The following is a 23,831-nucleotide window of genomic DNA, read 5'->3' as shown; positions in this document are numbered from 1 at the left end:
ACTCTGCACTCTCCCGTTCAGGCATGTGCATGACTTTGCTGAGTCGTCATGCGCTACTTCCCGGACGACTCCTCCGAGCCGGTCCCGGTGGCGGGCTTGCCGGGCGTCTTCTTCGCCGCCTTCCCGGTCGCCTTCGCAGGAGTGGACTTCGCGCCTGGGCCGGTCTTCTCCCCGGCCGTCTCCGCCGCCGCGGCGGCCTCGGCGGCTTCGGGAGCCGGAGCCGTGTCGGCGGCCTCGGCGACGGCCTCGGCGGAGGCGGCGGCTTCCGCGGACTCGGCGGCTTCCGCGGGCTCGGCTGCGGGCGTCTCCGGAGCCGCCGTCTCCGAAGCGTCGCCGGAAGCGGTCGCCTCCGAGACCTCGGTCTGCCCGGAAGCCGTGTCCTTCGCGACCGGCTTCTCCTCCTCCGCCGCCGGCTTCTTCTCGCCCGTCGGCTTCTTCTCGCCCGCCGCCGGCTCGTCCCCGGTCGCCGGCTTCGTCTCCGCCGGGCCGTCGGCGACGACCGCGTCCGGGACCAGTTCCGACGCCTTCTTCGCCGCCGACAGCAGGACCGTGTCCTGCGGGGCCTGGTCGGCGAAGTTCTCCGGGTGGTGGCAGGCGACCCGCTGGCCCGGCCGCAGCTCGATCAGCTGCGGCTCGGTCGTCCTGCAGATCTCCGTCGCCTTCCAGCAGCGGGTGTGGAACCGGCAGCCGGAGGGCGGGGCGATCGGGGACGGGACGTCGCCGCGCAGCAGGATGCGCTCGTTCTTCTGCCCCCGGCGCTTCGGGTCCGGCACCGGCACCGCCGACATCAGCGCCTTGGTGTACGGGTGCATCGGCGCCTCGTACAGCGAGGTGCGGTCGGCCAGCTCCACGATCTTGCCGAGGTACATCACCGCGATCCGGTCCGAGACGTGCCGGACCACCGAGAGGTCGTGGGCGATGATCACGTAGGTCAGGCCCAGCTCCTGCTGGAGGTCGTCCATCAGGTTCACGACCTGCGCCTGGATCGACACGTCCAGCGCGGAGACCGGCTCGTCCGCCACCACCAGCTTCGGCTTCAGGGCGAGCGCGCGGGCGATGCCGATGCGCTGGCGCTGACCGCCGGAGAACTCGTGCGGGTAGCGGTTGTAGTGCTCGGGGCTGAGACCGACCAGGGAAAGGAGCCGCTGGACCTCCTTCTTCACCCCGCCCTCGGGCTCCACGCCCTGGAGCCGGAAGGGCGCCGAGACGATCGAGCCGATGGTGTGGCGGGGGTTCAGGGAGCCGTACGGGTCCTGGAAGATCATCTGGATGTCGCGGCGCAGCGGACGCATCTGCCCGGTGCTCAGCCGCGTGATGTCCTGGCCCTCGAAGGTGATCTTCCCGCCGGTCGGGTCCTGGAGGCGGGTGATGACCCGGCCCATGGTCGACTTGCCGCAGCCCGACTCGCCGACCACGCCCAGGGTCTCGCCCTTGCGCACCTCGAAGTCGATGCCGTCGACGGCCTTCACGGCACCGACCTGGCGCTGCAGGATGCCCTTCTTGATCGGGAAGTGCTTCGTCAGGCCCTCGACCCTGAGCAGCACCTCGCGGTCCGCCGAGCCCTCGGAAGCCGACGTCTGCTGAGGGATCGCGGCCTCGTCCGTCTTCTTGGTCTCACTCACAGCTTCGGCGCAATCTCTTCGGTCCAGATCCGCTGGCGGTCCTCGGCCGGGAGGTGACAGGCGGTCCAGTGCCCGGTGCTCACCTGCTCCAGCTCGGGACGCACCGTACGGGTGACGTTCCCCTTGGGGATGTCCGCGTACGGGCAGCGCGGGTGGAAGGCGCAGCCCGAGGGGACGTTGATGAGGCTCGGCGGCTGGCCCTTGACCGGGATGAGCCGTTCGGAGGTCTCGCGGTCGATACGGGGCATCGAGCCGAGCAGGCCCCAGGTGTAGGGGTGCTGCGGCTGCTCGAAGACCTCGCCGGCCGGACCGCGCTCCACGCACCGGCCGCCGTACATCACCAGGACCTCGTCGGCGATCTCGGCGACCACGCCGAGATCGTGGGTGATCATGATGACCGCGGAGCCGAACTCCTTCTGCAGGTCGCGGATCAGGTCGAGGATCTGCGCCTGGACGGTCACGTCGAGGGCGGTGGTCGGCTCGTCCGCGATGAGCAGTTCGGGGTTGTTGACCAGGGCCATGGCGATCATGGCGCGCTGGCGCATACCGCCGGAGAACTCGTGCGGGTAGCCGTCGACGCGCTTGGCGGGCTCGGGGATGCCGACCCGGTCGAGCATCTCGATGGCCCGGGCGCGGGCGACCTTCTTGCTGACGTCGTGGTGCACCCGGTAGGCCTCGACGATCTGGTCGCCGACCTTGTAGTAGGGGTGCATCGCGGACAGCGGGTCCTGGAAGATCATCGCCATCTCCCGGCCGCGCAGCTTGCGCACCTCGTCCGGGGAGGCGGAGACCAGTTCCTTGCCGTCCAGCCAGATCTCGCCGGACATCCGCACGTTCTTGCCGCGCGCGCCGAGCCGGTGCAGGCCCATGATGGCCAGCGAGGTGACCGACTTGCCGGAGCCGGACTCGCCGACGATGGCGAGGGTCTTGCCCTTCTCCAGCGAGAAGCTGACCCCGTCGACGGACTTGACCAGGCCGTCGTCGGTCGGGAAGTGCACCTTGAGGTCGCGGACCTCCAGGAAGGCTTCGGGACGCCGGGCGGCGGCGGACTCGTCCGCCGCGGCACCGGTCTTGGAGAGTTCGGTCACGAGAGCCTCACCCGCGGGTCGGCGGCGGCGTAGAGGACGTCCACCACAAGGTTTGCGATCACGACGAAGAAGGCGGCGAGCAGGGTCACGCCGAGGATCTTGGGCAGGTCGTTGTCGGTGATGCCCTGCACCGCGTACTCGCCGATGCCGTGCAGCGAGAACACGGACTCGGTGATCACGGCGCCGCCGAGCAGCAGACCGAGGTCCATGCCGAAGACGGTGATGATCGGGGTGAGCGCGGAACGCAGTCCGTGCTTGACCACCACGCTGCGCTCGACCAGGCCCTTGGCCCGGGCGGTGCGGATGAAGTCCTCGTTCATCGTCTCCAGCATCCCCGAGCGGGTCAGTCGCGCGTAGATGGCGGAGTACAGCAGGGCGAGCGAACACCACGCCAGGAACAGGGTGTTGGCCCACTGCGCCGGGTTCTCCGTGAGCGGGACATAGGTGCGCCCGAAGATCGGGATCTGCACGGTGAAGATCAGCTGCGCCAGCTTGCCCGTGAAGAACATGGGCAGCGAGACACCGGCGAGCGCGACGCCCATGAAGAGGCGGTCGAAGAACGACCGCGGCTTCAGCGCGGAGATCACGCCGACCACCACACCCGACAGGAGCCACAGCACGGCGGCGCCCGCGGCCAGCGAGGCCGTGACCGGGATGCGGGAGGTCAGCTCCGGCCAGACCGCCTGGTGGTTTTTGAAGGAGTAGCCGAAGCACGGCGCGTCGCAGTGCACCGTGGTCGGGCCGAGGTCGTACGTGGCGCCGGCCACGATCCCCTTGATGAAGTGCCAGTACTGGACGTAGACGGGCTGGTCCAGACCGAGGTTGTGCTTGACCGCGGCGATGTCCGCCTTCGACGGGCTCTTGCCGATGTACTGCTGTGCCAGCTGGTCCGCCGTCTGGCCGGCGAGTCGCGGCAGCAGGAAGAAGATGGCGAAGGTGACCGCGGAGACGACCAGCAGCAGGATCACTGCCGCGAACGTCCGGCGGAGGATGTACGAGATCACGGGGGCCGGCGCTGGTGCCCGCGGGCCGGGGGGCCCACGGGCACCAATGCCTTCACCTGCCTTCCGGGGCTGCTACTTCGACGCGACGCCGATGTTGAGGTAGTCGTACTGACCGCTGAAGGCCGCCGTGGAAACCAGGTTGGTGTAGTTCTGCGGACGGCCCAGCAGGACCTTGAAGTAGGTCAGCGGGACGAGGACGGCGTCGTCCATGGTCTTCTTGTCGATCTGGGTGTAGAGGCTGTTGCGCTCACCGGTGTCCTGGGTCGCGATCGCCTTGCCCAGCAGGTCGTTGACTTCCTTGCTGTCGTACTGCGACAGGTTGGTGCTGCCGGACTGGCTGATCGCCTTGCCGTTCAGGATCTGCTGCAGGAAGCCGTAGCCGGAGGGCCAGTCGGCGCCCCACTGCATCATCATCAGGCCGATGTTCTGCTTCTGGGTGAACTTCGGCACGCCCGCGTAGTCCGTGAAGTACTTGCCGGACGGGTACTGCTTGAGGCTGGCGTTGATGCCGACCTTCTTCAGCGAGTTGATGATCGCGGTGGCCGCGTCGATCTCCTGCGGACGGTCCGAGCGGGCCGTGATGTTGGTGGAGATCGAGGTCTGGCCGCAGGCCTTCAGCTGGTCCTTGGCCTTGGCGATGTCGCCCTTGCTGTCCTTGGTGGCGTAGGCGTCGGCCTTGGCGTAGCCCGGGATGTCCGGGGGCAGGACGGTGGAGGCGATCTCACCGCGGACCGGGCCGCCCTCGGCGGTCTGCACGGAGACCTTGTCGATGGCGTACTGCACGGCCTTGCGGCACTCGGGCTTGTCGAACGGCTTCAGCTTGCTGTTGATCGCCAGGTAGACGAGACGGCCGCCGTAGGTGTTGTCGGTGTCGGCCTTCTTGTCCGGGTCCGTGAGCACCTCGGCCTGGGTCGACGCCTGGACACCGGTGCCGACCAGGTCGATGGCGGTGCCGGCCATGACGTCCTGGTCGATGGTCTCCGGGTTGACCTTCAGCTTGACGACGATCTTGTCCGGCAGCTGCTTGCGCAGCGGGTCGGTCTTCGGGTCCCAGTTCTCGTTGCGCACGAGCACGGCCTGCTTGCCGTCCTCGTAGCTCTGGAACTTGTAGGAGCCGGAGGACACGATGTGCTTGACGTAGTCGACGCCGGTGTCCTTCGCCTTCGGCACCGGAGCCGTCTGCGGGGTGGCGACCAGGTAGTCGAACTCCTGGAAGGCCTGCTTCAGGTGGAAGACGATCGTGGTGTCGTCCGGGGTCTCGATGGAGGACAGACCCTTGTCGCTCTTGTCCTTGTACGGGCCCTTGTACTTGTCGCCGTCGGCCATGAACTGCTGGAAGTAGTTCGGGCCGAGGGAGAGCACGTCACGCGCGAAGTTGGAACGCTCGACGGCGTACTTGACGTCCTTCGAGGTGATCGGCGTGCCGTCCTCGTACTTCAGCCCCGTGCGCAGCTTGTACGTCCAGGTCTTGCCGCCGTCGCTGGGCTGGCCCTTGCTCGCCGCGAGGTCCGGGACCAGGGTGTTGCCCTCGTCGCCGGGGCCGGGCTTGAAGGTCATCAGCGGACGGGCGTACAGCCGGCTGAGGTTGTACATGTACGCGTAGTACGTGTTGCCCGGGTCGAAGGAGTCCGGGACGTCGGACATCTCGTAGGTGACCGTGCCACCCTTCTTGTCCGACGCGTTCACGACGCCCTTGGTCGCGGCGTTGGCCCCGGCCGACTTGGTGCCGTTCTCGTTGGTGTTGTCATCGGCCTTGCTGCAACCCGAAAGAAACAGGCTGGCGGAGCCGATGGCCGCGATAGCGGCCAGCGCTGACCTTCGCATGATGGGCGCTTTCCCCTCCATTGATTGGAAACTTGTCGGACTCTCCGCAGCAGGCTTCAGCGGCTGCGCGGGTCGAGAGCGTCGCGGAGACCGTCACCGAGCAGGTTGAACGCCAGGACGGTGACGAAGATGGCGAGTCCGGGGACGATCATGTACTGGGGGTCCACCTGGTAGTAGGTGACCGCCTCGCGGAGCATGCCGCCCCAGGACGCCTGCGGGGGCTGGATGCCGACGCCGAGGAAGCTCAGCGACGCCTCGAAGATGATGTTGGTCGGGATCAGCAGCGTCGAGTAGACGATGATCGGGCCGACCAGGTTCGGCATCAGTTCCCGGAACAGGATGTACGGGGCCTTGGCGCCCATGCCCCGGGCCGCGTCGACGAACTCCCGCTCGCGCAGGGCGAGGGTCTGGCCGCGCACGATCCGGCCCAGATACGGCCAGTTGAAGAAGCCGATGACGAAGATGAGCACGCTCAGATGGAGCGGCAGGCCGTTGAGGCCGAAGGCGCCGCCCTGGAGGGTGGCGGAGATGGCGATCGCGAACAGCAGGAGGGGGAAGGCGAGGAAGGTGTCCATCAGCCGGCTGATGATCGAGTCCACCCGCCCGCCGTAGTAGCCCGCGATGACACCCATGATCGCGCCGATGACGTTGGACAGGATGGTGGCGCCGAAGGCGACCACCAGCGACACCCAGGAGCCCTCCAGGATGCGGGTGGCGATGTCCCGGCCGAACTTCGGGTCCACGCCGAGCGGGTGGTCCGCGCTCATGCCGCCCCAACTGCCCGTGGGCAGCGAGGTGTCCGGGGTGATCAGGTCCTGGTGGAAGGCGTTGGGGTCGAGGCCGAACAGGGCCTGGATGGGGCGGGAGAGGACGGCGAGGAGGATCAGCAGGATCACGATGACGCCGCCGGCGACGGCGGCCTTGTCCTTCTTGAACCGGGTCCAGGCGATCTGGCCCAGGGAACGACCCTCGATCTGCCCCTTACCGGCACCCTCCAGCACAGCCTCCGGCTGCGCCTCGGCTGCCGCCCCGGTGGTCTCGATCGGTGCGGTCACGGTGAGCGACCCCTCTCGCCGGTGGTGACCGGCCTGCGCCTGCCGCGGATTGCGGCTTTGTCGACTTGCCATCGATCACAAGGCCTCGGGCCTCGTGTCTGAGTCGCGAGTCTTCAGCGTCGTTGTGATCACCCGCCAGAGCTGACGGCGAAAGTATGCGCAACCGTGATGCAGTGCGGGGGATTCCGTTATCCGAACAGTGGGTAACGGCCCCCGGACGCGGGCCAGTTGGGACAGATCGGTGAATCTACACGGTTCGGGAGGTTCGGCCGAAGTCTACGCGCGCAGAAGCGTCCCGCTCCCGTGCATTGTGCGGGCCGGTCAACAAACCTGTCACCGCGGCACGTTGGTCAGTAGCCGCCGTGCGCCGGCGGATAACCGTAGCCGCCGGCCGGGGCCTGCGGCGGGGCCGGCACCTGGAGCGGGGGCTGCGGCGGGGGCACCGGGGCGTGCGCCTCACGGTCGTAGAAGGGGCGCGCGTTGGCCCGCATCCACATCACCACCGGGTCGTGGTCGTCGGTCATGGCGACCGTCGAGACCGGCAGGCCCTCCGGGACCGCGCCGATGGACTGCTGCATCATGGCGCGCACCGAGTCGACCGCGGCGGGCGAGGTGTCGTACACGTCCAGGCCGATGGCGAGGTAGGGCGCCCCGAGCGCGGGCTGCACCCAGGCGCGGCGCAGCGAGCGCAGCGCGGGCGTGCGGTGCGCGTTCTGCGCGAGCAGGGCGTAGAACTGCGGGATCTCGATGCCGGGCTCGGACAGGCGCAGCGGGCCGGCGGGCTGGCGGTCCAGTCCGGTGGCGATGCGGCGCAGGTCCGGCCAGGGGATGCCGACGCCGCCGCCCGGTGCGTGCGGGTTGAGCCAGAGGCCGTAGTGGTCGGGGTAGAGGGTGCGGGCCACGTCCAGGCCGTCGGCCACCTCGTAGGAACGGTTCCAGCCGCTGGCCGACAGCTCCTGGGCGGAGGTCACACAGGGGGCGTAGGGGAAGCCGTCCACCTCCATGTTCCCGTACTGGGCGTCCGGGGCGCCGGCCTGGCCGTGCCACAGGAGCATGAAGATCTGGCCGGTGGTGGGGGTGGCGAGGGCGCGCAGCAAGGCCTCGTAGGCGTCGTAGCGTCCGGGCGTGACCTGGCGCAGCATGTGCTCGACGCTGCCGCTGTGGCTCGCGCTCACCTGGTGTGCCCCTTCTTTTTTTGACCCGGCGTTTGAGCACAGCTTATGCGCCTAGCAGCTCGGGGCCTTGGCGTTCGTACGCGTGTGCGGGTGTGGGGAGGGTTCCTCGCGCGGTTCCCCGCGCCCCTATGGGGCTCGGTTCAGTGGGCGTAGGTGTAGAACGGGCGGACGTTCGTCTTCAGCCATGTCGCCACCGGGTCGTCCGTCACGTCCAGGAGGACCAGGTTGACCGGCCACTTGACGGGGACCTCGGCGAGGGCCTTGCCGAGGGCCTGGAGGGGGAGGGCGCGCAGGTCGCCTTCCCACTGGGAGAGTTCGACGCCCACGAACATCGCCGGGTCGGCCGTCTCGACGGCGGCCAGGCAGCGGCGGGCGGTGAGGACCACGCCGGTCTCGGCGAACTCGGCGGAGGCGGCGGCGAGGAAGTCCACCGGGTCGTCCTGCCAGTCGGGCTCGAAGAGGCGGACCCGGCCGCCGGTATTGGGTCCGTCCAGCGGGGTGCGGCCCACCCGGCACAGCTCGGCCACGGCCTGGGGCGGCAGCGGTATGCCGACCACGCCCTCGGGGTTGACGGCGATGCCCACCTGCGGGGGCAGGCCGCGGGCGAACTCCACCGCCGGGGCGATGGTGTACGCCATGTGGGAGCCGGCCACCTGGCGGAACTGTTCCTCGGAGCTGAACACCGGGACGTACGCCTGGCCGTCGATGTCGAGCGTCGGCAGGTCCAGCGGGCCGCTGTCCGGCCCTCCGCCGTTGGGCAGCGGGATCCACAGGAAGCTGCGGCCGAGGACCTCGAGGATCCGGCCGCCCGCCGCGGGGATGCCGAGGGAGGCCGACAACACCTCCTCCAGCTCGTTGCCGGGCCAACCGCCGTGCGGGTGCGGGTGAGCCTGTGCCGGGAAGTCCGCCGGGAAGTCCATGTGCCTACCGCCTGCTGGGAACCACTGCTGTGACCATGAAGGCTAGCGGGTGGCGGTGACAGTGCCTCACCGAGTGAAGCCGACGCGGGCGAGGACGTCCGCCGCGTCCCGGTCCAGCAGCACCGCCGCGCCGCAGCCGGCCGGCAGCTCGCCCTGCTCCACCGCGCGCAGCAGCCGGGCGGTGGCGCGGCGGTGCCGGCGGAAGGCGTAGCGGGAGACGCCCCGGCCGCGCTCGCGCTGGCCCTGCTGGGCGGTCTCGGGGCTGACGTCGAGGAGGAGCAGGTGCAGGGTGCCGCCCCGGCGCCGGGCCGCGCGGGCCAGCCAGGCGCGCACCCACGGCTGGGTGCCGCAGTCGTGCACGACGAGCCCCTCCCCGGTGCGCAGGGCCCGGCGCAGTCCGGCGTAGTGGGCGAGGCGGACCAGGGGGCGGTAGAGCGCGTACGGCAGGAAGCCGGGGACGCGGGCCTGCCAGCGGTCCCGGGTGTCCTGGGAGTCGACGCGGCGGCCGGTGACCGCGCGGTGCATCAGGGTGGACTTGCCGCTGCCGGGCAGGCCGGTGACGACGACCAGATCCCGGGGGCCGAAGAGCAGGGCGTGCGGGCTGCGGCCGGCCCGGTCGCGCAGATCGCGGACGACCGGCGCGGGGTGGCCGGCGCCGCGTTCGCGGACCGCCGGGGAGGGCTGTCCCGGCACCGCGAGGCCGGCGTGGGCGGCGTAGGCCGAGGTCCTGTTCACCGTGATCGTCCTCCCGAAGGGCTCGGTCGATCCCATGCCCGTTCTATGTAAAGGGAAGGTAATGGAGAACGGTCGGCGGTACGTGTGCGTACGGCCACAGGTCGGTCACAAGCGGCACGCTCTGGATGGCCGGGGTGTGGCGTGCAATGATGAGCCCGCCAACTGCATACCGGCCGTTTGAATCCGCGCGGGAGAGTCCCCGGGCCCCCTCGGGGCCGCCAGGGGCGCCGAAGGAGCAAGTCCCTCCCTTGAATCTCTCAGGCCCCGTTACCGCGCGGGCGAGGCACATCTGAAAAGCGGGCCGCCGTCGCCGGCGGCTCCACCCAAGGTGCAAGCCGTGATCGTCCCCGTGGCGGTGGCGGCGAACCTCTCAGGTTCCGATGACAGATGGGGAGGAACGTTCCTCGCCCGTCCTTTGCCCTGGGAGACGACCGACCGATGAGCAGTACCGAACTCCGTCATACCGCGCTCGACGCCGTGCACCGCTCGCTGGGCGCGACGATGACCGACTTCGCCGGCTGGGACATGCCCCTGCGCTACGGCTCCGAGCGCGACGAGCACACGGCCGTGCGCACCCGGGCCGGTCTGTTCGACCTCTCCCACATGGGCGAGATCACCGTGACCGGTGCCGAGGCCGCCGCCTTCCTGAACCACGCCCTGGTCGGCAACATCGCCTCGGTCGGCGTCGGCCGCGCCCGCTACACCATGATCTGTCAGGCCGACGGCGGCATCCTGGACGACCTGATCGTCTACCGGCTGGCCGAGACCGAGTACATGGTCGTGGCCAACGCCTCCAACGCCCAGGTGGTGCTGGACGCCCTCACCGAGCGCGCGGCCGGCTTCGCCGCCGAGGTCCGCGACGACCGGGACGCCTACGCGCTGATCGCCGTCCAGGGCCCCGAGTCCCCCGGCATCCTGAAGTCCCTGACCGACGCCGACCTGGACGGCCTGAAGTACTACGCGGGGCTGCCCGGCACGGTCGCCGGCGTCCCGGCGCTGATCGCCCGTACGGGGTACACCGGCGAGGACGGCTTCGAGCTGTTCGTGAAGCCGGAGCACGCCGTCCGCCTGTGGCAGGCGCTCACCGAGGCCGGCGAGGGCGTCGGACTGGTCCCGTGCGGGCTGTCCTGCCGCGACACGCTGCGCCTGGAGGCGGGCATGCCGCTGTACGGGCACGAGCTGAGCACCTCCCTGACCCCCTTCGACGCCGGGCTGGGCCGCGTGGTCAAGTTCGACAAGGAGGGCGACTTCGTGGGCCGCGCGGCGCTGGCCGAGGCCGCCGAGCGGGCCGCGCAGAACCCGCCCCGGGTGCTGGTCGGGCTGGTCGCCGAGGGCCGCCGGGTGCCGCGCGCCGGGTACGCCGTGGTGGCCGGCGGCGAGGTGATCGGCGAGGTCACCTCCGGCGCCCCCTCCCCCACCCTGGGCAAGCCGATCGCCATGGCCTACGTCGACGCGGCGCACGCGGCGCCGGGCACCGAGGGCGTCGGCGTGGACATCCGGGGCACCCACGAGCCGTACCAGGTCGTGGCGCTGCCGTTCTACAAGCGCCAGAAGTAACCGCCGCCCGCGCCCGCGCCGGCCCGGGGCACCGGTCCGAGGCGGCGCGTGAGCCTGCGCACATTCGCCCGCTCACCAGCGGTTTCGTCAGTCCCCCCGTCACCATCACTCCCGCGCGTACAGGAGAATTCAGGCCATGAGCAACCCCCAGCAGCTGCGTTACAGCAAGGAGCACGAGTGGCTGTCGGACGCCGAGGGCGGCGTCTCGACGGTCGGCATCACGGAGCACGCGGCCAACGCGCTCGGCGATGTCGTCTTCGTCCAGCTCCCCGAGGCCGGCTCCACGGTGACCGCGGGCGAGTCCTGCGGCGAGCTGGAGTCCACGAAGTCGGTCTCCGACCTGTACTCGCCGGTCACCGGTGAGGTCACCGAGGTCAACGAGGACGTCGTCAACGACCCGTCGCTGGTGAACTCGGCCCCCTTCGAGGGCGGCTGGCTGTTCAAGGTGCGCGTCACCGAGGAGCCGGCGGAGCTGCTCTCCGCCGACGAGTACACCGCCTTCACCGCCGGCTGAGGAGTCGTAGCCCCATGACTGTCCTGAACACGCCCCTGCACGAGCTGGACCCGGAGATCGCCGCCGCGGTCGACGCCGAGCTGAGCCGCCAGCAGTCGACGCTGGAGATGATCGCCTCCGAGAACTTCGCGCCGCTCGCGGTCATGGAGGCGCAGGGTTCGGTCCTCACCAACAAGTACGCCGAGGGCTACCCGGGCCGTCGCTACTACGGCGGCTGCGAGCACGTCGACGTGGCCGAGCAGATCGCCATCGACCGGGTGAAGGAGCTGTTCGGCGCCGAGTACGCCAATGTGCAGCCCCACTCCGGCGCCTCCGCGAACCAGGCGGCCCTGTTCGCGCTGGCCCAGCCCGGGGACACCATCCTCGGCCTGGACCTGGCGCACGGCGGCCACCTCACCCACGGCATGCGGCTGAACTTCTCCGGCAAGCAGTTCAACGTGGTCGCCTACCACGTGGACGCCGAGACCGGCCTGGTGGACATGGACGAGGTGGAGCGGCTCGCCAAGGAGCACCGCCCGAAGGTGATCATCGCGGGCTGGTCGGCGTACCCCCGGCAGCTGGACTTCGCCGAGTTCCGCCGGATCGCCGACGAGACCGGCGCGTACCTGTGGGTCGACATGGCGCACTTCGCCGGCCTGGTCGCCGCCGGTCTGCACCCGAACCCGGTGGAGTACGCCGACGTGGTCACCTCCACGACCCACAAGACGCTCGGCGGCCCGCGCGGCGGCATCATCCTCGCGAAGAAGGACTTCGCGAAGAAGCTGAACTCCTCCGTCTTCCCGGGCTTCCAGGGCGGTCCGCTGGAGCACGTGATCGCGGCCAAGGCGGTGTCCTTCAAGGTCGCGGCGGGCGAGGACTTCAAGGAGCGCCAGCGCCGTACGGTGGACGGCGCCCGCATCCTCGCCGAGCGGCTGACCGCCGCCGATGTGCGCGAGGCCGGGGTGAACGTGCTGTCCGGCGGCACGGACGTGCACCTGGTCCTGGTGGACCTGCGCGAGAGCGAGCTGGACGGGCAGCAGGCCGAGGACCGGCTGCACGAGGTCGGCATCACGGTCAACCGCAACGCCGTCCCGAACGACCCGCGCCCGCCGATGGTCACCTCGGGTCTGCGCATCGGCACCCCGGCGCTGGCCACGCGCGGTTTCGCGGCCGAGGACTTCGCCGAGGTCGCGGACGTGATCGCCGAGACGCTGAAGCCGTCGTACGACGCCGAGGCGCTCAAGGCACGCGTCAAGGCGCTCGCCGACAAGCACCCGCTGTACCCGGGTCTGAGCAAGTAAGTCACGTTTCGCGGGGCACCGCGCACACTGGGAGTACCGGCGTGCGCGGTGCCCGCGCCCCTGTACCGACCCTTTCGCACCACCCCCGTATTGAGGAGTCCTCCGTGGCCATCTCGGTCTTCGACCTGTTCTCGATCGGCATCGGCCCGTCCAGCTCCCACACGGTCGGCCCGATGCGCGCGGCGCGCATGTTCGCCCGCCGGCTGCGCAACGAGGAGCTGCTCGGCTCCGTCGCCTCCCTGCGCTGCGAGCTGTACGGCTCGCTCGGCGCGACCGGCCACGGCCACGGCACCCCGAAGGCGGTGCTGCTGGGCCTGGAGGGCGCCTCGCCGCGCACGGTGGACGTGGAGACGGCCGACGAGCGGGTGGAGAAGATCCGGCAGGCGGGCCGGATAGCGCTGCTCGGCGAGCACGAGATCCCGTTCTCCTACGACGACGACCTGGTCCTGCACCGCCGCAAGGCGCTGCCGTACCACGCGAACGGCATGACCCTGTGGGCGTACGACGCCTCGGGCGCCGAGCTGCTGACGAAGACGTACTACTCGGTCGGCGGCGGTTTCGTGGTGGACGAGGACGCGGTGGGCGCGGACCGGATCGTGCTGGACGACACGGTCCTGAAGTACCCGTTCCGCACGGGCGACGAGCTGCTGCGCCTGACGAAGGAGACGGGCCTGTCGATCTCCTCGCTGATGCTGGAGAACGAGCGGGCCTGGCGCACCGAGGAGGAGATCCGCGCGGGCCTGCTGGAGATCTGGCGGGTGATGCGCGAGTGCGTCCAGCGCGGCATGTCCCGGGAGGGCATCCTGCCCGGCGGGCTGAAGGTGCGCCGCCGCGCCGCCGTCTCGGCCCGGCAGCTGCGCGCCGAGGGCGACCCGCTGGCGCACGCCATGGAGTGGATCACGCTCTACGCCATGGCGGTGAACGAGGAGAACGCGGCCGGCGGCCGGGTGGTGACGGCCCCCACCAACGGCGCGGCCGGCATCATCCCGGCGGTGCTGCATTACTACATCAATTTCGTGCCGGGCGCGGACGAGGACGGCGTGGTCCGCTTCCTGCTCGCCGCCGGCGCGATCGGCATGCTCTTCAAGGAGAACGCCTCCATCTCCGGCGCCGAGGTCGGCTGCCAGGGCGAGGTGGGCTCCGCCTGCTCCATGGCGGCGGGCGCGCTCGCCGAGGTGCTCGGCGGCTCCCCCGAGCAGGTGGAGAACGCGGCCGAGATCGGCATGGAGCACAACCTGGGCCTGACCTGCGACCCGGTCGGCGGCCTGGTCCAGATCCCGTGCATCGAGCGCAACGGCATGGCCGCGGTGAAGGCGGTCACGGCCGCGAAGATGGCGATGCGCGGCGACGGCTCGCACAAGGTGTCCCTGGACAAGGTCATCAAGACCATGAAGGACACCGGCGCGGACATGAGCGTGAAGTACAAGGAGACGGCCCGGGGCGGCCTGGCGGTGAACATCATCGAGTGCTGAACCGGTACGATTTCCGACCACACCGTCACAAATAGCTTTATTCGCGTCACTCATCGCTACCATCGGTGGCGTGATCGACCTGTACCCCGCGCTGTGGGGACTGCTCGGCAGCAGTGTGGCCGAAGCGCTCAACCTCTCGGCGCTGATGCGTCCGACGGGTCCGCGCAGCCGCTGGCGCTGGCCCTGGCGCACCCGCGCCGACCGGCCGGTGATGCTGGTGGCCATCGGGCTGCGGCTGTTCGCCGGGTTCGGTCTCACCGCGGCGCTGGGGAACTCCGGTCAGCTGCCGAACGCGACCGCCGCGTTCGCCGTGGGGGTGACCACCCCGCTGGTCGTGGCGAAGTTCTTCCAGGCGATCCCGATCACCGGCGCGGGCACCGGTCAGCAGCCCGAGCCCCCGCTGCCCACCGCCCGGCAGGCCGGCGCGGATGCCGAAGAGGCGCTGTCGCAGCCGAGGGGGTCCAGTGCTGCGAGCTGACAGCGCGCTCGGCCGTTTGGTGCTGGCGCTGGCCATGCGGCCTGCCGATCTGCCGCCGGTGCGGCACGCGGGCCCCGGCATGCGGCTGATCGCCGCCCTGGGGACGCGCCCGGTGCCGGTGGCGGTGACACCGGTGCCGGCACGGCACCGGCCGGGGTGGCGGGGCCGGTGGTTCCCGGGACTGCTCACCGCCTGGCTGGTCGCCCTGACGTGCCTGACGGCCGCCGCGGTGCTGCCCGGCCCCTGGCGGGGGGTGGCGCCGGGGCAGGCCCAGGCGCCCGGCCCGGAGCACTGGAGCCTGACCGCCGCCGGCCGGCTCGGTCCGCGGGGGCGGGCCGAGGCGCTGGCGTTCACCCCGGACGGCCGGCTGCTGGTGACGGTCACCCGGTCCGCGGCCAGCACCTGGGACGTGGCGGATCCCGGACATCCCAAGCGGGTCCCGGTCCCGGCGGGCGTGCGCCGGGTGACGGCCGCCACGACGAGTCCGGACGGCCGCACGCTGGTGGCGGCCGGGGGGGCCGACGTGCGGGCGCTCGCCGTCGGCTCGGGGGTGACGCGGTGGTCCGTCGACGCTGCCCCGATGGAGGTGAAGGCGGTGGCGGCGGGCCGGGACCGGGTCGTCTTCGCCGACTCGGGGACGACCGGCTCCGCCCGGCTGGCGGAGCTGCGCCTGGACGCGGGGCGGCCGCTGCGGCTGACCACCCTGAGCCGGCTGCGCCAGGCGGTCGCCGCCGCCCAGTTCTCCGCCGACGGCCGCACCCTCGCCGTCGCCGGCGCCGAGGGGTCGGTGCGGCTGTGGGACGTGTCGGATCCCCGGCACCCCGAGGCGGCGGGTCCCGCCTTCGGCGGCCCGGGGGAACGCACGACCGCGCTCGCCTTCAGTCCCGACGCCCGGCTGCTGGCGACCGTCGACTCCGCGCGGACCGTGCGGCTGTGGGACGTCACCGACCGCGCGCGTCCCCGTCCGCTGGGCCGTCCGCTCGGTGACGGGGCCGAGCGCGTCACCGCGCTCGCGTTCAGTCCGGACGCCCGGCTGGTGGCCACCGTGGGGGCCGACGGGACGGCGAGCCTGTGGTGGCGTTCGCCGGGTACGGAGGCCGATGTTCCTCCAGGGGCTACCACGCGGTAACCGATCAGCCCTAGGCTGCCGCCAACTCGGCGTCGGCGAAAGGGAGTTCGGACATGCGTGGGGTGAGAGGGCTGGTGGCGCTCGCGGGGGCCGCGGTACTGGCGGCGGCGCCGGTGAACGCCGAGGCGGCGTCACCGAAGTTCTCGCAGACGACGGCCATCGGCACGCACAACGCGTACGAGAAGGACAAGTACCCGTACTTCGCGCAGGCGTTGGACTCCGGGGCCTCGCTGCTGGAGCTGGACGTGTACGTCGACAGCATCAGCCACCGCTGGCGGGTCAGCCACAGCAACCCGCTGGGCAACGACAACAACTGCGAGGCCGCCAAGACGCCGAGCGAGCTGTACAGCAAGAGCCGTAACCAGGACCTCGGCAGCTGTCTGGACAACATGGCCGCCTGGAACCGGCTCCACCCCGACCATCCGCCGATCGTCGTCAAGGTGGAGATGAAGGCCGGCTTCAACGACAAGGCGGGCATGGGCCCGGACGAGTTCGACACGCTCGTCGCACAGAAGCTGGGCGGCGATGTCTACAAACCGGCGGATCTGCTCGGCGGCACGTACGCCACGCTGGACGCGGCGGCGAAGGCCGACGCCTGGCCGGCCCGGGACTCGCTGAAGGGCAAGTTCCTCTTCGATCTGATCCCCGGCACGGTGGAGCAGGCCAACCCGTTCGACAGCTACTGGACGGACGAGGAGTACGGCGACCACCTGCGCGACCTGGCCGCGGCCGGGAACATCTCCGCTGCCCAGGCCTTCCCCGCGGTGCTGGGCGCGGCGAACGGCGACCCGCGCACCAGCCGCTACGACGCCTCGATCCGCCCCTGGTTCGTGTTCTTCGACGGCGACGCGGCGACCTACGTCAACAACGGCTACGACACGTCGTTCTACTCCGCGAACCACTACATCCTGATCGCCACCGACGCCCACAACGTGTCCCCGGCGATCTCCTCCACCAACCCCACGGACGCCGAAGTCGCCGCCCGGCTCGCACTGTTGGCCAAGGGCCACGCCAGCCTGATCACTTCGGACTGGTCGGCGAAGTCCGCGTCCGTACTCGGTTCGGTGACGACCCGGGGCTGAATGTTCCGGCCACGGGCGCACAGGGCACAACCCCTGCATGCTCCATGGCATCGACGTCAGCGCCTTCCAGTCCTCCTATGCCACGGACGGCCTCTCCTTCGTCTTCATCAAGGCGACGGAGGGCCGTTCGTACGTCAATCCCAGGCTCGCGGCCCAGACCAAGCGGGGACGCGACGCGGGCCTGGTCGTCGGCTTCTACCACTTCCTGTGGCCGGGCCACATCACCGCCCAGGCCGAGTACTTCCTGCGGCACGCCCCCGACCGCCCCGGCGACATCCTCGCCGTCGACTGGGAGAACACCGGTGAGGGGACCCACGCGAGCAACGCGGAGAAGGACCGCTTCATCCGCAAGCTGAAGGAGATGCGGCCGGACAACCGGGTCGTGCTCTACTGCAACCGCCACTTCTGGCTGAACATCGACACCACGTCCAACGCCGGGGACGGGCTGTGGATCGCCGACTACGTCGCCGCGGGCAAGCCCCGGATCAAGGCCAAGTGGCGGTTCCACCAGTACACCAGCGAGCCCCACGACAAGAACGTGGCCCATTTCGCGGACAGGGACGACCTGCGCGACTGGGCCACGCCCTAGCGGCGGGGCGGCGGGCCTTCCCGGTACGTCCCGGCACCCCTCAGGACCGCTGGGTACCTCTCAGTACCGGAAGTCCGCCGGGCGCTCCGGGGACGCCTTCCGCAGCGCCTCCCGTACCGCGTCCACGCCGGCCCGCAGGGCGTAGACCGGGGTGTCCGGCTGCTGGCGCCAGGAGTCGTCGATGCCGCCGGCGTCGACCGTGTCGAAGCCGAGTTCGTCGATCAGGGCGCGCACCTTCGCCTTGGCCGCCTCGTCGTCCCCGGCGACGGGCAGCGCCATGCGGTCGGGGTGACCGGCGGGCAGCGCGCGGTCCAGGATGTCCTGGGCGTAGGTGCCGTTGAACGCCTTGATCACGGGGTGGCCGAGGTGCTGCTCGACCCAGCGGCTCTCGGTCAGGCCCCCGTCCTCGATGGCGTCGATCCGGCCGTCGCGCTGCTTGGGGTAGTAGTTGTTCGTGTCGATCACCGCGACCCCCTCGGCCGCCCCGTCCAGCAGACCCGCGGGCAGGTCGGGGACCGCCTTCAGGGGAACGGTGACGACGACGACCTCGGCGCCCTCGGCCGCGTCCTCGGCGCGCACCGGGGTGGCGCCGGTCTCCCGCGCCAGGTCCTTCAGCGTCTCGGGGCCGCGGGAGTTGGCGACGGAGACGTCGTGGCCGAGGGCGGCGAGCCGCCGGGTGAGGTTGCCGCCGATGTTCCCCGCGCCGATGATGCCGATCTTCATGGCCGGCCTTCCGCTTATTGATGCACGTGCATGCTTCTGTCGCCCTGGTCAACCGCGCGGGCGGCCACCCTATTCCGGCCGCCGGAACCCGGACCCTGGGGGCGCCGGCTGCCGGACAGCCGGGGATGCCGGCTGCCGGCCGCCGGGTGCCTCAGACCCGTACGACGATCTTGCCCGTGTGGGTGTTGGACTCCATCAGCCGGTGGGCGTCCGCCATGCGCTCCAGGCCGTCGAAGACCTCCCCGATCACCGGGCGGAGGGTGCCGTCGGCCAGACCCGAGGCGAGGTAGTGGGCGGCGCGGCGGCGGCCTTCCGGGCTGCCGGTGAGGATGAGGTTGTTGTAGCCGTGAACGGTCAGCGGCCACTGCATGGGCAGTTCCGTGGGGCGCTCGGACAGCCAGCCGTAGCTGATGAACAGGGCGTCCTCGGCCGCCGCCGGGCCCAGTTCCCGCAGGTACGGTCCGCCGATCGCGTCCAGGACGAGGTCGGCGCCCCGGCCGCCGGTCACCCGCCGGGTCTCCTTGGTCACCTCCTCCCTCTCGGTCACGATGACGTGCTCGGCGCCGAGGTCGAGCAGCGCCTGCCGCTTGGCCTCGGTGCGGGTGGTGGCGATCGGCACCGCCCCGGCCCGCCGGGCCACCTGGATCGCGGCGGTGCCGACCCCGCTGGACGCCCCGGTGATCAGCACCTGGTGCCCGGCCGCCAGCCGGCCCCGCTCGACCAGGGCGCCGTAGGCCGTGGTGTAGGTGAGCCAGACGGCCGCGGCGGTGACCGCGTCGAGGCCGGCCGGGCGGGGCACCAGAGCGGACTGCGGCAGCAGCACGTGGTCGCCGTACACGCCGTGGGCGCAGAGGTGGAAGTTGGCCGCCGACAGCACGGGGTCGCCCGGCGCGAACGCGGTCACCTCCGTTCCGGCCGCCGTCACCACGCCGGCCGCCTCGTAGCCGTTGCGGGAGCCGGGCAGCGTCGGCTGGTAGAAGTAGGTGCCGGAACGGAGCATCGCCTCGGCGCGGTTGAGGCCGAGCGCCTCGACGCGCACCAGGACCTCGTCCGGGCCGGGATCGGGCAGGACGGTCTCCTCGACGGTGAAGACGTCGGGGCCGCCGATCTCGTGAAACAGCACTGAACGCGCGGTAGTTGGCATGCCGTCGACGCTACGGCGGCCCAGAGAGACGTTCCATGTCCCTCGGTCTCGGTTTTCTGTCCGATCGTCTTTCCCCGGTGGACCGCCGGCGGCTAGGGTCGCCGCATGGACGTGCTGAGCGATGTCGTCGCCGCCATGCGCACCGGCCGGCCGCACTCCGCGCGCCGCTACAAGTACGCGCCCTGGGGACTGCGCTGGGGCGACTCCGACCAGGCCGGGTTCCATGTGATCCTGCGCGGCTCGGCCTGGCTGCTCCCCCGGGACGCCGAGCCGGTGGCGCTGGCGCCGGGTGATGTCGTCTTCCTCGCGCACGGGCAGGGGCACGGGCTGGCGAGCGGCCTCGACGTGCCGCTGCGGGACGCGCGGCTGCTGCCCGACGGCACCTGGGACGGTCCGCCAGAGGTGCCGGGCGAGGGCTGCCCGGACACCATCACCCTGTGCGGGACGTACCACCTGGACCGGGACCGCTCGCACCGGCTGCTGGCGGACCTGCCCGAGGTGGTGCACCTGCCCGCCCGGGTGGGCGGCCACCGCTCGCTGCGGGCGGCGGTGGAACTGCTCGGGATGGAGCTGGAGGAGCAGCGGCCGGGCACCGACGCGATCGTCACCTCCCTGCTGGACACCCTGCTGCTGTACATCCTGCGGGCGTGGTGGGAGAGCGAACACGCGGCGGGCCGGGCCCGGGGCTGGGCGGCGGCGCTGGCCGACCCGGCGGTCGCGGCGGCGCTGCGCGCGATCCACGCCGACCCGGCCCGGCCGTGGACGGTGGCCCGGCTGGGCGTGGAAGGCGGGCTGTCCCGGGCGGCGTTCGCCCGCCGGTTCACGGAGCTGGTGGGCGAGCCGCCGCTGACGTATCTGACCTGGTGGCGGATGACCACGGCGGACCGGCTGCTGCGCGGCGAGGGCCTCGCCCTGCGCGAGGTCGCCGAACGCACCGGCTACACCTCGGAGTTCGCCTTCGCCAAGGCGTTCAAGCGGGAGTTCGGGGTGTCCCCGGGCCGGTACCGCCGGGCGGCGGCGGGGTGAGCCGGCCCGTACCGGCTACGCGTGTTCCTCGCACCCCGCCCGCAACAGGCCGAGCGTCGACTCCAGTTCGGCCTGCAGGATGGCCGCCGCCGTTTCCGGGTCGCCGACGACGACGGCTTCGACCAGGCCCGTGTGGGTGTGGTCCCCGGTGCCGGGGTCGGTCTCGCGGAGCCTGGTGAGGTCCAGGAGGGCGATCAGGCCCTCGCGCAGAACGGGGACGAACTCGGTGAACAGGTCGGACAGGACCGGGTTGTGGGCGGCGGTGACCACGGCCGCGTGCAGGGCGATGTCGGCCTCCACGAAGGCCGTGTCGTCGGCGGCGGCGGCCGCGCGGCGGCCCTCCACCGCGGCCCGCAGCGCGGTGATGTCCCCGGGCGTGCGGCGGCGGGCGGCGAGCCGGGCGGCCTGGACCTCGACGCCCATGCGGACCTCGTACACGTCGGTGACCGCGGCCCGGCGCAGCCGGGCGGGCCAGTCCTCGGCGGGCTCGGTGGCGATGACGAAGACCCCGGCGCCGTGCCGGGCCCGGACCAGCCCCGCACCGGCGAGGGCACGCAGGGCCTCGCGGACCGTGGAGCGGCCCACCCCCAGTTCCTTGGCCAGCGTGGTCTCGCCGGGCAGCTTGCCGCCGACCGGCCAGTGTCCGGCCGCGATCTGTTCGCGCAGGCGCTGCGCGGCCTGTTCGACCAGCGGGCTGGGGCGGAGGGCACCGAGCGGCATCGACGTCACCAACTTGTCCGGGGGGTACGGGGCTTGCGCATCGATTCTCACTTGTCTGAGGAGCTGAGGAGTCGCTAGCGTACCCCGCATGTTCCGCGGTCTGCTTCTTCTCGGCTGCCGCGGCGGGGTCTGACGCGACCGGCGCCCCGCCGCGGGGCTCAGCGCTGCCGGTCACCGTCCGACCGAGCCGAAGGCCACAGCCCGACGATGACCACCGCACCTCCCGTCTGGAACCCGCAGCGGCCCAGCCGCATGCCGTACCACCGCTACCGCCCCTACCAGGACCGTGTGCACGTCCCCGCCGGGGACCGCCGCTGGCCCTCCGCCCGTGTCGAGCGCGCCCCGCTGTGGGTCCCCGTCGACCTGCGCGACGGCAACCAGGCGCTCGCCGAACCGATGGACACCCCCCGCAAGCGCCGCTTCTTCGATCTGCTGGTGGCGAGGGGCTTCAAGGAGATCGAGGTCGGCTACCCCTCCGCGAGCCGCACGGACTTCGACTTCGTACGGCACCTCGTGACGGACGGGGCCGTACCGGACGATGTGACGCCCGTGGTGTTCACGCCCGCCCGGACCGACCTGATCGACCGGACCTTCGACGCGATCGCCGGGCTGCCCCGGGCGGTCGTGCACCTGTACATCGCGACCTCGCCGGTGTGGCGGGACGTGGTGCTCGGGCGGGGCCGGGACGAGGTGTGGCGGACGGTGCGGGAGGCGGCCGGGCACATGGCCCGGCGGGCCGGCGACACCCCCGGCGTCCGCTTCCAGTTCTCCCCCGAGACCTTCAACCTCACCGAGCCCGACTTCGTGCTCGAACTGTGCGACGGGCTCACGGAGTTGTGGGACGCGAGCCCCGACCGGCCGGTGATCCACAATCTGCCGGCCACGGTGGAGATCGCCACCCCGAACGTCTACGCCGACCAGATCGAGTACATCCACCGCAACCTGTCCCGCCGAAGGTCCGTCATCCTCTCCGTCCACCCGCACAACGACCGCGGTACGGGCGTGGCCTGCGCCGAACTCGCCGTGCTGGCCGGGGCGCAGCGGGTGGAGGGCTGCCTCTTCGGCAACGGCGAGCGCACCGGCAACGTCGACCTGGTGACCCTCGCCCTCAACCTCTACGCCCAAGGCGTCGACCCCATGGTGGACTTCGGCGACATCGACGCCGTACGGGAGACGGTGGAGCACTGCAACCGGCTGCCCGTGCACCCCCGGCACCCGTACGCCGGCGAGCTGGTCCACACCGCCTTCTCCGGCACCCACCAGGACGCCATCAGCAAGGGGCTGGCGCACCACGCCCGGCGGGCGGCCGAGGCGGGGCTGAGCGAGCGGGAGGCGCCGTGGGAGGTGCCGTACCTGCCCGTCGACCCGGCCGACCTCGGGCGGTCCTACGAGGCGGTGATCCGCGTCAACTCCCAGTCCGGCAAGGGCGGGGTGGCGTATCTGCTGAACCGGTACGCGGGGATCGACCTGCCGCCGGACATGCGGCCGGAGTTCGCGCGGATCGTGCAGGAGGCGACGGACGACAGCGGCCGGGAGGCCACACCGAAGGAGCTGTACGAGCTGTTCCGGACGACCTATCTCAGCGAGGGCGCGGTACGGCTGCACGCCTGGTCCGCGCACGAGGAGGCGCCCGGCGTCCACCGCTTCGTGGGCACGCTGGAGGCCGGCGACCGCGTCGGCGACCACGAGGGCACCGGCGCCGGTGTGGCGACCGCGTTCGCCGACGCGCTGGCCGGGGCCGGTGTGACCGTGGAGATCCTGGACTTCACCCAGGGTCCGGCGGCGGCCTTCGCCCGGTGCCGGGTCGACGGGGTCACGGCGTGGGGCGCGGGCACGGGGCCGTCGGCCACGGTGCGGGCGGTGCTGTCCGCGGTGAACCGGGCGGTGCGGTGAGGGAGGTACTGCGCGCCGAGGACGTCCATGTCGTCCGGGACGGGCGGCCCCTGCTCCAGGAGGTGTCGCTGACCGTGCGGGCCGGTGAGCACTGGGCGCTGCTCGGCCCCAACGGAGCGGGCAAGTCCACGCTGCTCGGGATGCTCGGCGCGGTGGTGCATCCGACCCGGGGCACGGTGGAGGTGCTCGGGCACCGGCTGGGCCGGGTGGACCTGCGGCAGCTGCGGACGCTGGTCGGCCATGTCGACCCGCGCCATCCGCTGACCTCGCCGCTGCGGGTACGGGACGTGGTGCTGACCGGGGTGACGAACACGGTCGAGCCGGTTCCCCGGTGGCGGCCCACCCCCGAACAGCGGGAGCGGGCCGATGCGTTGCTGGCCACGCTGGGGCTGGGCGCGCTGCGGGACGCGCGGTGGCCGACGCTGTCGCAGGGGCAGCGCGGCCGGACGCTGATCGCGCGGGCGCTGATGCCCGAGCCGCGGCTGCTGCTCCTGGACGAGCCGGCGACCGGCCTGGACCTGCCCGGCCGGGAGCTGCTGATCGAGGCCCTGGAGAAGGTGCGGGCGGAGCGTCCGGAGCTGGCGACGGTGCTGGTCACACACCATCTGGAGGAGTTGCCGGCGAACACCACGCACGCCGTGCTGCTGCGCGGGGGGCGGGTGCTGGCCTCGGGTCCGGTGGGCTCGGTGCTCACCGGCGACCGGGTCGGCGCGTGCTTCGGGCTGCCGCTGACGCTCCAGCGGCACGAGGGCCGCTGGAGCGTGCGGATCAGGCGCACGCGGTGACGGGGTGACGAAGGGG

Annotated in this window: 22 protein-coding genes and 1 riboswitch; of the genes, 11 read left to right on the top strand and 11 right to left on the bottom strand. The window is 71.5% G+C overall.

The features are described 5' to 3' along the window. Window positions 1–53 precede the first annotated feature (53 nt). From HB370_RS27630 to HB370_RS27595, 8 genes are all read right to left on the bottom strand, one after another. Window positions 54–1,622, bottom strand: coding sequence for a dipeptide ABC transporter ATP-binding protein (locus tag HB370_RS27630; protein ID WP_051816125.1), 1,569 nt, complete (start codon window positions 1,620–1,622; stop codon window positions 54–56). Then, on the bottom strand, window positions 1,619–2,710 hold the full coding sequence (locus tag HB370_RS27625; protein WP_167513038.1) for an ABC transporter ATP-binding protein: 1,092 nt from the start codon (window positions 2,708–2,710) through the stop codon (window positions 1,619–1,621). Before HB370_RS27625 ends, HB370_RS27630 begins: the two co-directional genes overlap by 4 nt. Continuing rightward, complete coding sequence (locus HB370_RS27620) at window positions 2,707–3,714, bottom strand: ABC transporter permease (protein ID WP_030791792.1); 1,008 nt, start codon at window positions 3,712–3,714, stop codon at window positions 2,707–2,709. Before HB370_RS27620 ends, HB370_RS27625 begins: the two co-directional genes overlap by 4 nt. A gap of 72 nt (window positions 3,715–3,786) precedes the next feature. Further along, window positions 3,787–5,559 (bottom strand): ABC transporter substrate-binding protein, encoded by a 1,773-nt coding sequence (locus HB370_RS27615; RefSeq protein ID WP_030791788.1) that lies wholly within the window; start codon window positions 5,557–5,559, stop codon window positions 3,787–3,789. 35 nt (window positions 5,560–5,594) lie between these two features. Continuing rightward, complete coding sequence (locus HB370_RS27610) at window positions 5,595–6,593, bottom strand: ABC transporter permease (RefSeq protein ID WP_030791778.1); 999 nt, start codon at window positions 6,591–6,593, stop codon at window positions 5,595–5,597. Window positions 6,594–6,943: 350 nt separating this feature from the next. Further along, window positions 6,944–7,768, bottom strand: coding sequence for an enhanced serine sensitivity protein SseB C-terminal domain-containing protein (locus HB370_RS27605; protein ID WP_030791775.1), 825 nt, complete (start codon window positions 7,766–7,768; stop codon window positions 6,944–6,946). A 140-nt stretch (window positions 7,769–7,908) separates the two neighbouring features. Continuing rightward, window positions 7,909–8,688 carry an enhanced serine sensitivity protein SseB gene (locus HB370_RS27600; protein ID WP_030791772.1) on the bottom strand — a complete coding sequence of 260 codons (780 nt, stop codon included), beginning with the start codon at window positions 8,686–8,688 and terminating at the stop codon, window positions 7,909–7,911. A gap of 66 nt (window positions 8,689–8,754) precedes the next feature. Further along, window positions 8,755–9,423 carry an AAA family ATPase gene (locus HB370_RS27595; RefSeq protein ID WP_030791768.1) on the bottom strand — a complete coding sequence of 223 codons (669 nt, stop codon included), beginning with the start codon at window positions 9,421–9,423 and terminating at the stop codon, window positions 8,755–8,757. 178 nt (window positions 9,424–9,601) lie between these two features. Continuing rightward, a riboswitch (glycine riboswitch) is annotated at window positions 9,602–9,706 on the top strand. Window positions 9,707–9,861: 155 nt separating this feature from the next. On the opposite strand from HB370_RS27595, the gene gcvT reads away from it, so the two are divergent. From gcvT to HB370_RS27555, 8 genes are all read left to right on the top strand, one after another. Next, window positions 9,862–10,980: a glycine cleavage system aminomethyltransferase GcvT gene (gene gcvT, locus HB370_RS27590; RefSeq protein ID WP_030791766.1), complete on the top strand. Its 1,119-nt coding sequence runs from the start codon at window positions 9,862–9,864 to the stop codon at window positions 10,978–10,980. A 136-nt stretch (window positions 10,981–11,116) separates the two neighbouring features. Continuing rightward, a complete protein-coding gene (gene gcvH, locus HB370_RS27585; protein WP_030791763.1) occupies window positions 11,117–11,494 on the top strand; it encodes a glycine cleavage system protein GcvH in 378 nt (125 codons plus the stop codon). Between the two features lie 14 nt (window positions 11,495–11,508). Continuing rightward, a complete protein-coding gene (glyA, locus tag HB370_RS27580; RefSeq protein WP_030791760.1) occupies window positions 11,509–12,774 on the top strand; it encodes a serine hydroxymethyltransferase in 1,266 nt (421 codons plus the stop codon). Between the two features lie 104 nt (window positions 12,775–12,878). Next, a complete protein-coding gene (locus HB370_RS27575) occupies window positions 12,879–14,246 on the top strand; it encodes an L-serine ammonia-lyase (RefSeq protein ID WP_030791757.1) in 1,368 nt (455 codons plus the stop codon). 70 nt (window positions 14,247–14,316) lie between these two features. Then, a complete protein-coding gene (locus HB370_RS27570; RefSeq protein ID WP_030791754.1) occupies window positions 14,317–14,724 on the top strand; it encodes a hypothetical protein in 408 nt (135 codons plus the stop codon). Continuing rightward, complete coding sequence (locus HB370_RS27565) at window positions 14,711–15,853, top strand: hypothetical protein (RefSeq protein ID WP_157855648.1); 1,143 nt, start codon at window positions 14,711–14,713, stop codon at window positions 15,851–15,853. Before HB370_RS27570 ends, HB370_RS27565 begins: the two co-directional genes overlap by 14 nt. Before the next feature lie 53 nt (window positions 15,854–15,906). Beyond that, a complete protein-coding gene (locus HB370_RS27560; RefSeq protein ID WP_030791748.1) occupies window positions 15,907–16,935 on the top strand; it encodes a phosphatidylinositol-specific phospholipase C domain-containing protein in 1,029 nt (342 codons plus the stop codon). A 37-nt stretch (window positions 16,936–16,972) separates the two neighbouring features. Next, window positions 16,973–17,524 carry a glycoside hydrolase family 25 protein gene (locus HB370_RS27555; protein WP_030791745.1) on the top strand — a complete coding sequence of 184 codons (552 nt, stop codon included), beginning with the start codon at window positions 16,973–16,975 and terminating at the stop codon, window positions 17,522–17,524. Window positions 17,525–17,584: 60 nt separating this feature from the next. On the opposite strand, the gene HB370_RS27550 is transcribed toward HB370_RS27555, so the two are convergent. Both HB370_RS27550 and HB370_RS27545 read right to left on the bottom strand, forming a co-directional pair. Next, window positions 17,585–18,247, bottom strand: coding sequence for an NAD(P)-binding domain-containing protein (locus HB370_RS27550; RefSeq protein WP_030791742.1), 663 nt, complete (start codon window positions 18,245–18,247; stop codon window positions 17,585–17,587). A gap of 151 nt (window positions 18,248–18,398) precedes the next feature. Continuing rightward, window positions 18,399–19,391 carry a zinc-dependent alcohol dehydrogenase family protein gene (locus HB370_RS27545; protein ID WP_030791740.1) on the bottom strand — a complete coding sequence of 331 codons (993 nt, stop codon included), beginning with the start codon at window positions 19,389–19,391 and terminating at the stop codon, window positions 18,399–18,401. A gap of 105 nt (window positions 19,392–19,496) precedes the next feature. Here HB370_RS27545 and HB370_RS27540 point away from each other — a divergent pair, with 105 nt between their 5' ends. Beyond that, window positions 19,497–20,417 (top strand): AraC family transcriptional regulator, encoded by a 921-nt coding sequence (locus HB370_RS27540; protein ID WP_030791736.1) that lies wholly within the window; start codon window positions 19,497–19,499, stop codon window positions 20,415–20,417. A 15-nt stretch (window positions 20,418–20,432) separates the two neighbouring features. On the opposite strand, the gene HB370_RS27535 is transcribed toward HB370_RS27540, so the two are convergent. After that, on the bottom strand, window positions 20,433–21,137 hold the full coding sequence (locus HB370_RS27535; RefSeq protein WP_030791732.1) for an FCD domain-containing protein: 705 nt from the start codon (window positions 21,135–21,137) through the stop codon (window positions 20,433–20,435). A gap of 207 nt (window positions 21,138–21,344) precedes the next feature. On the opposite strand from HB370_RS27535, the gene HB370_RS27530 reads away from it, so the two are divergent. Continuing rightward, window positions 21,345–23,030 (top strand): 2-isopropylmalate synthase, encoded by a 1,686-nt coding sequence (locus HB370_RS27530; protein ID WP_030791729.1) that lies wholly within the window; start codon window positions 21,345–21,347, stop codon window positions 23,028–23,030. Further along, entirely contained in the window at window positions 23,027–23,815 is a 789-nt protein-coding gene (locus HB370_RS27525; RefSeq protein ID WP_167513037.1) for an ATP-binding cassette domain-containing protein, read from the top strand. The genes HB370_RS27530 and HB370_RS27525 overlap by 4 nt, the downstream gene beginning before the upstream one ends. Window positions 23,816–23,831 lie beyond the last annotated feature (16 nt).

Origin of the sequence: Streptomyces sp. DSM 40868 (assembly GCF_011820545.1) — a bacterium.
GTDB classification, from domain to species: domain Bacteria; phylum Actinomycetota; class Actinomycetes; order Streptomycetales; family Streptomycetaceae; genus Streptomyces; species Streptomyces eurythermus.
The sequence above is the reverse complement of the archived record's forward strand: the minus strand, read 5'-3'. Positions and strand labels throughout refer to the sequence as shown.

Coding starts and splice junctions, on each gene's coding strand:
- HB370_RS27615 (WP_030791788.1), bottom strand. CDS start 5,559: ATGGAGGGGAAAGCGCCCATCATGCGAAGGTCAGCGCTGGCCGCTATC.
- HB370_RS27600 (WP_030791772.1), bottom strand. CDS start 8,688: ATGGACTTCCCGGCGGACTTCCCGGCACAGGCTCACCCGCACCCGCAC.
- gcvT (WP_030791766.1), top strand. CDS start 9,862: ATGAGCAGTACCGAACTCCGTCATACCGCGCTCGACGCCGTGCACCGC.
- gcvH (WP_030791763.1), top strand. CDS start 11,117: ATGAGCAACCCCCAGCAGCTGCGTTACAGCAAGGAGCACGAGTGGCTG.
- glyA (WP_030791760.1), top strand. CDS start 11,509: ATGACTGTCCTGAACACGCCCCTGCACGAGCTGGACCCGGAGATCGCC.
- HB370_RS27560 (WP_030791748.1), top strand. CDS start 15,907: ATGCGTGGGGTGAGAGGGCTGGTGGCGCTCGCGGGGGCCGCGGTACTG.
- HB370_RS27555 (WP_030791745.1), top strand. CDS start 16,973: ATGCTCCATGGCATCGACGTCAGCGCCTTCCAGTCCTCCTATGCCACG.
- HB370_RS27550 (WP_030791742.1), bottom strand. CDS start 18,247: ATGAAGATCGGCATCATCGGCGCGGGGAACATCGGCGGCAACCTCACC.
- HB370_RS27545 (WP_030791740.1), bottom strand. CDS start 19,391: ATGCCAACTACCGCGCGTTCAGTGCTGTTTCACGAGATCGGCGGCCCC.
- HB370_RS27540 (WP_030791736.1), top strand. CDS start 19,497: ATGGACGTGCTGAGCGATGTCGTCGCCGCCATGCGCACCGGCCGGCCG.
- HB370_RS27535 (WP_030791732.1), bottom strand. CDS start 21,137: ATGCCGCTCGGTGCCCTCCGCCCCAGCCCGCTGGTCGAACAGGCCGCG.
- HB370_RS27530 (WP_030791729.1), top strand. CDS start 21,345: ATGACCACCGCACCTCCCGTCTGGAACCCGCAGCGGCCCAGCCGCATG.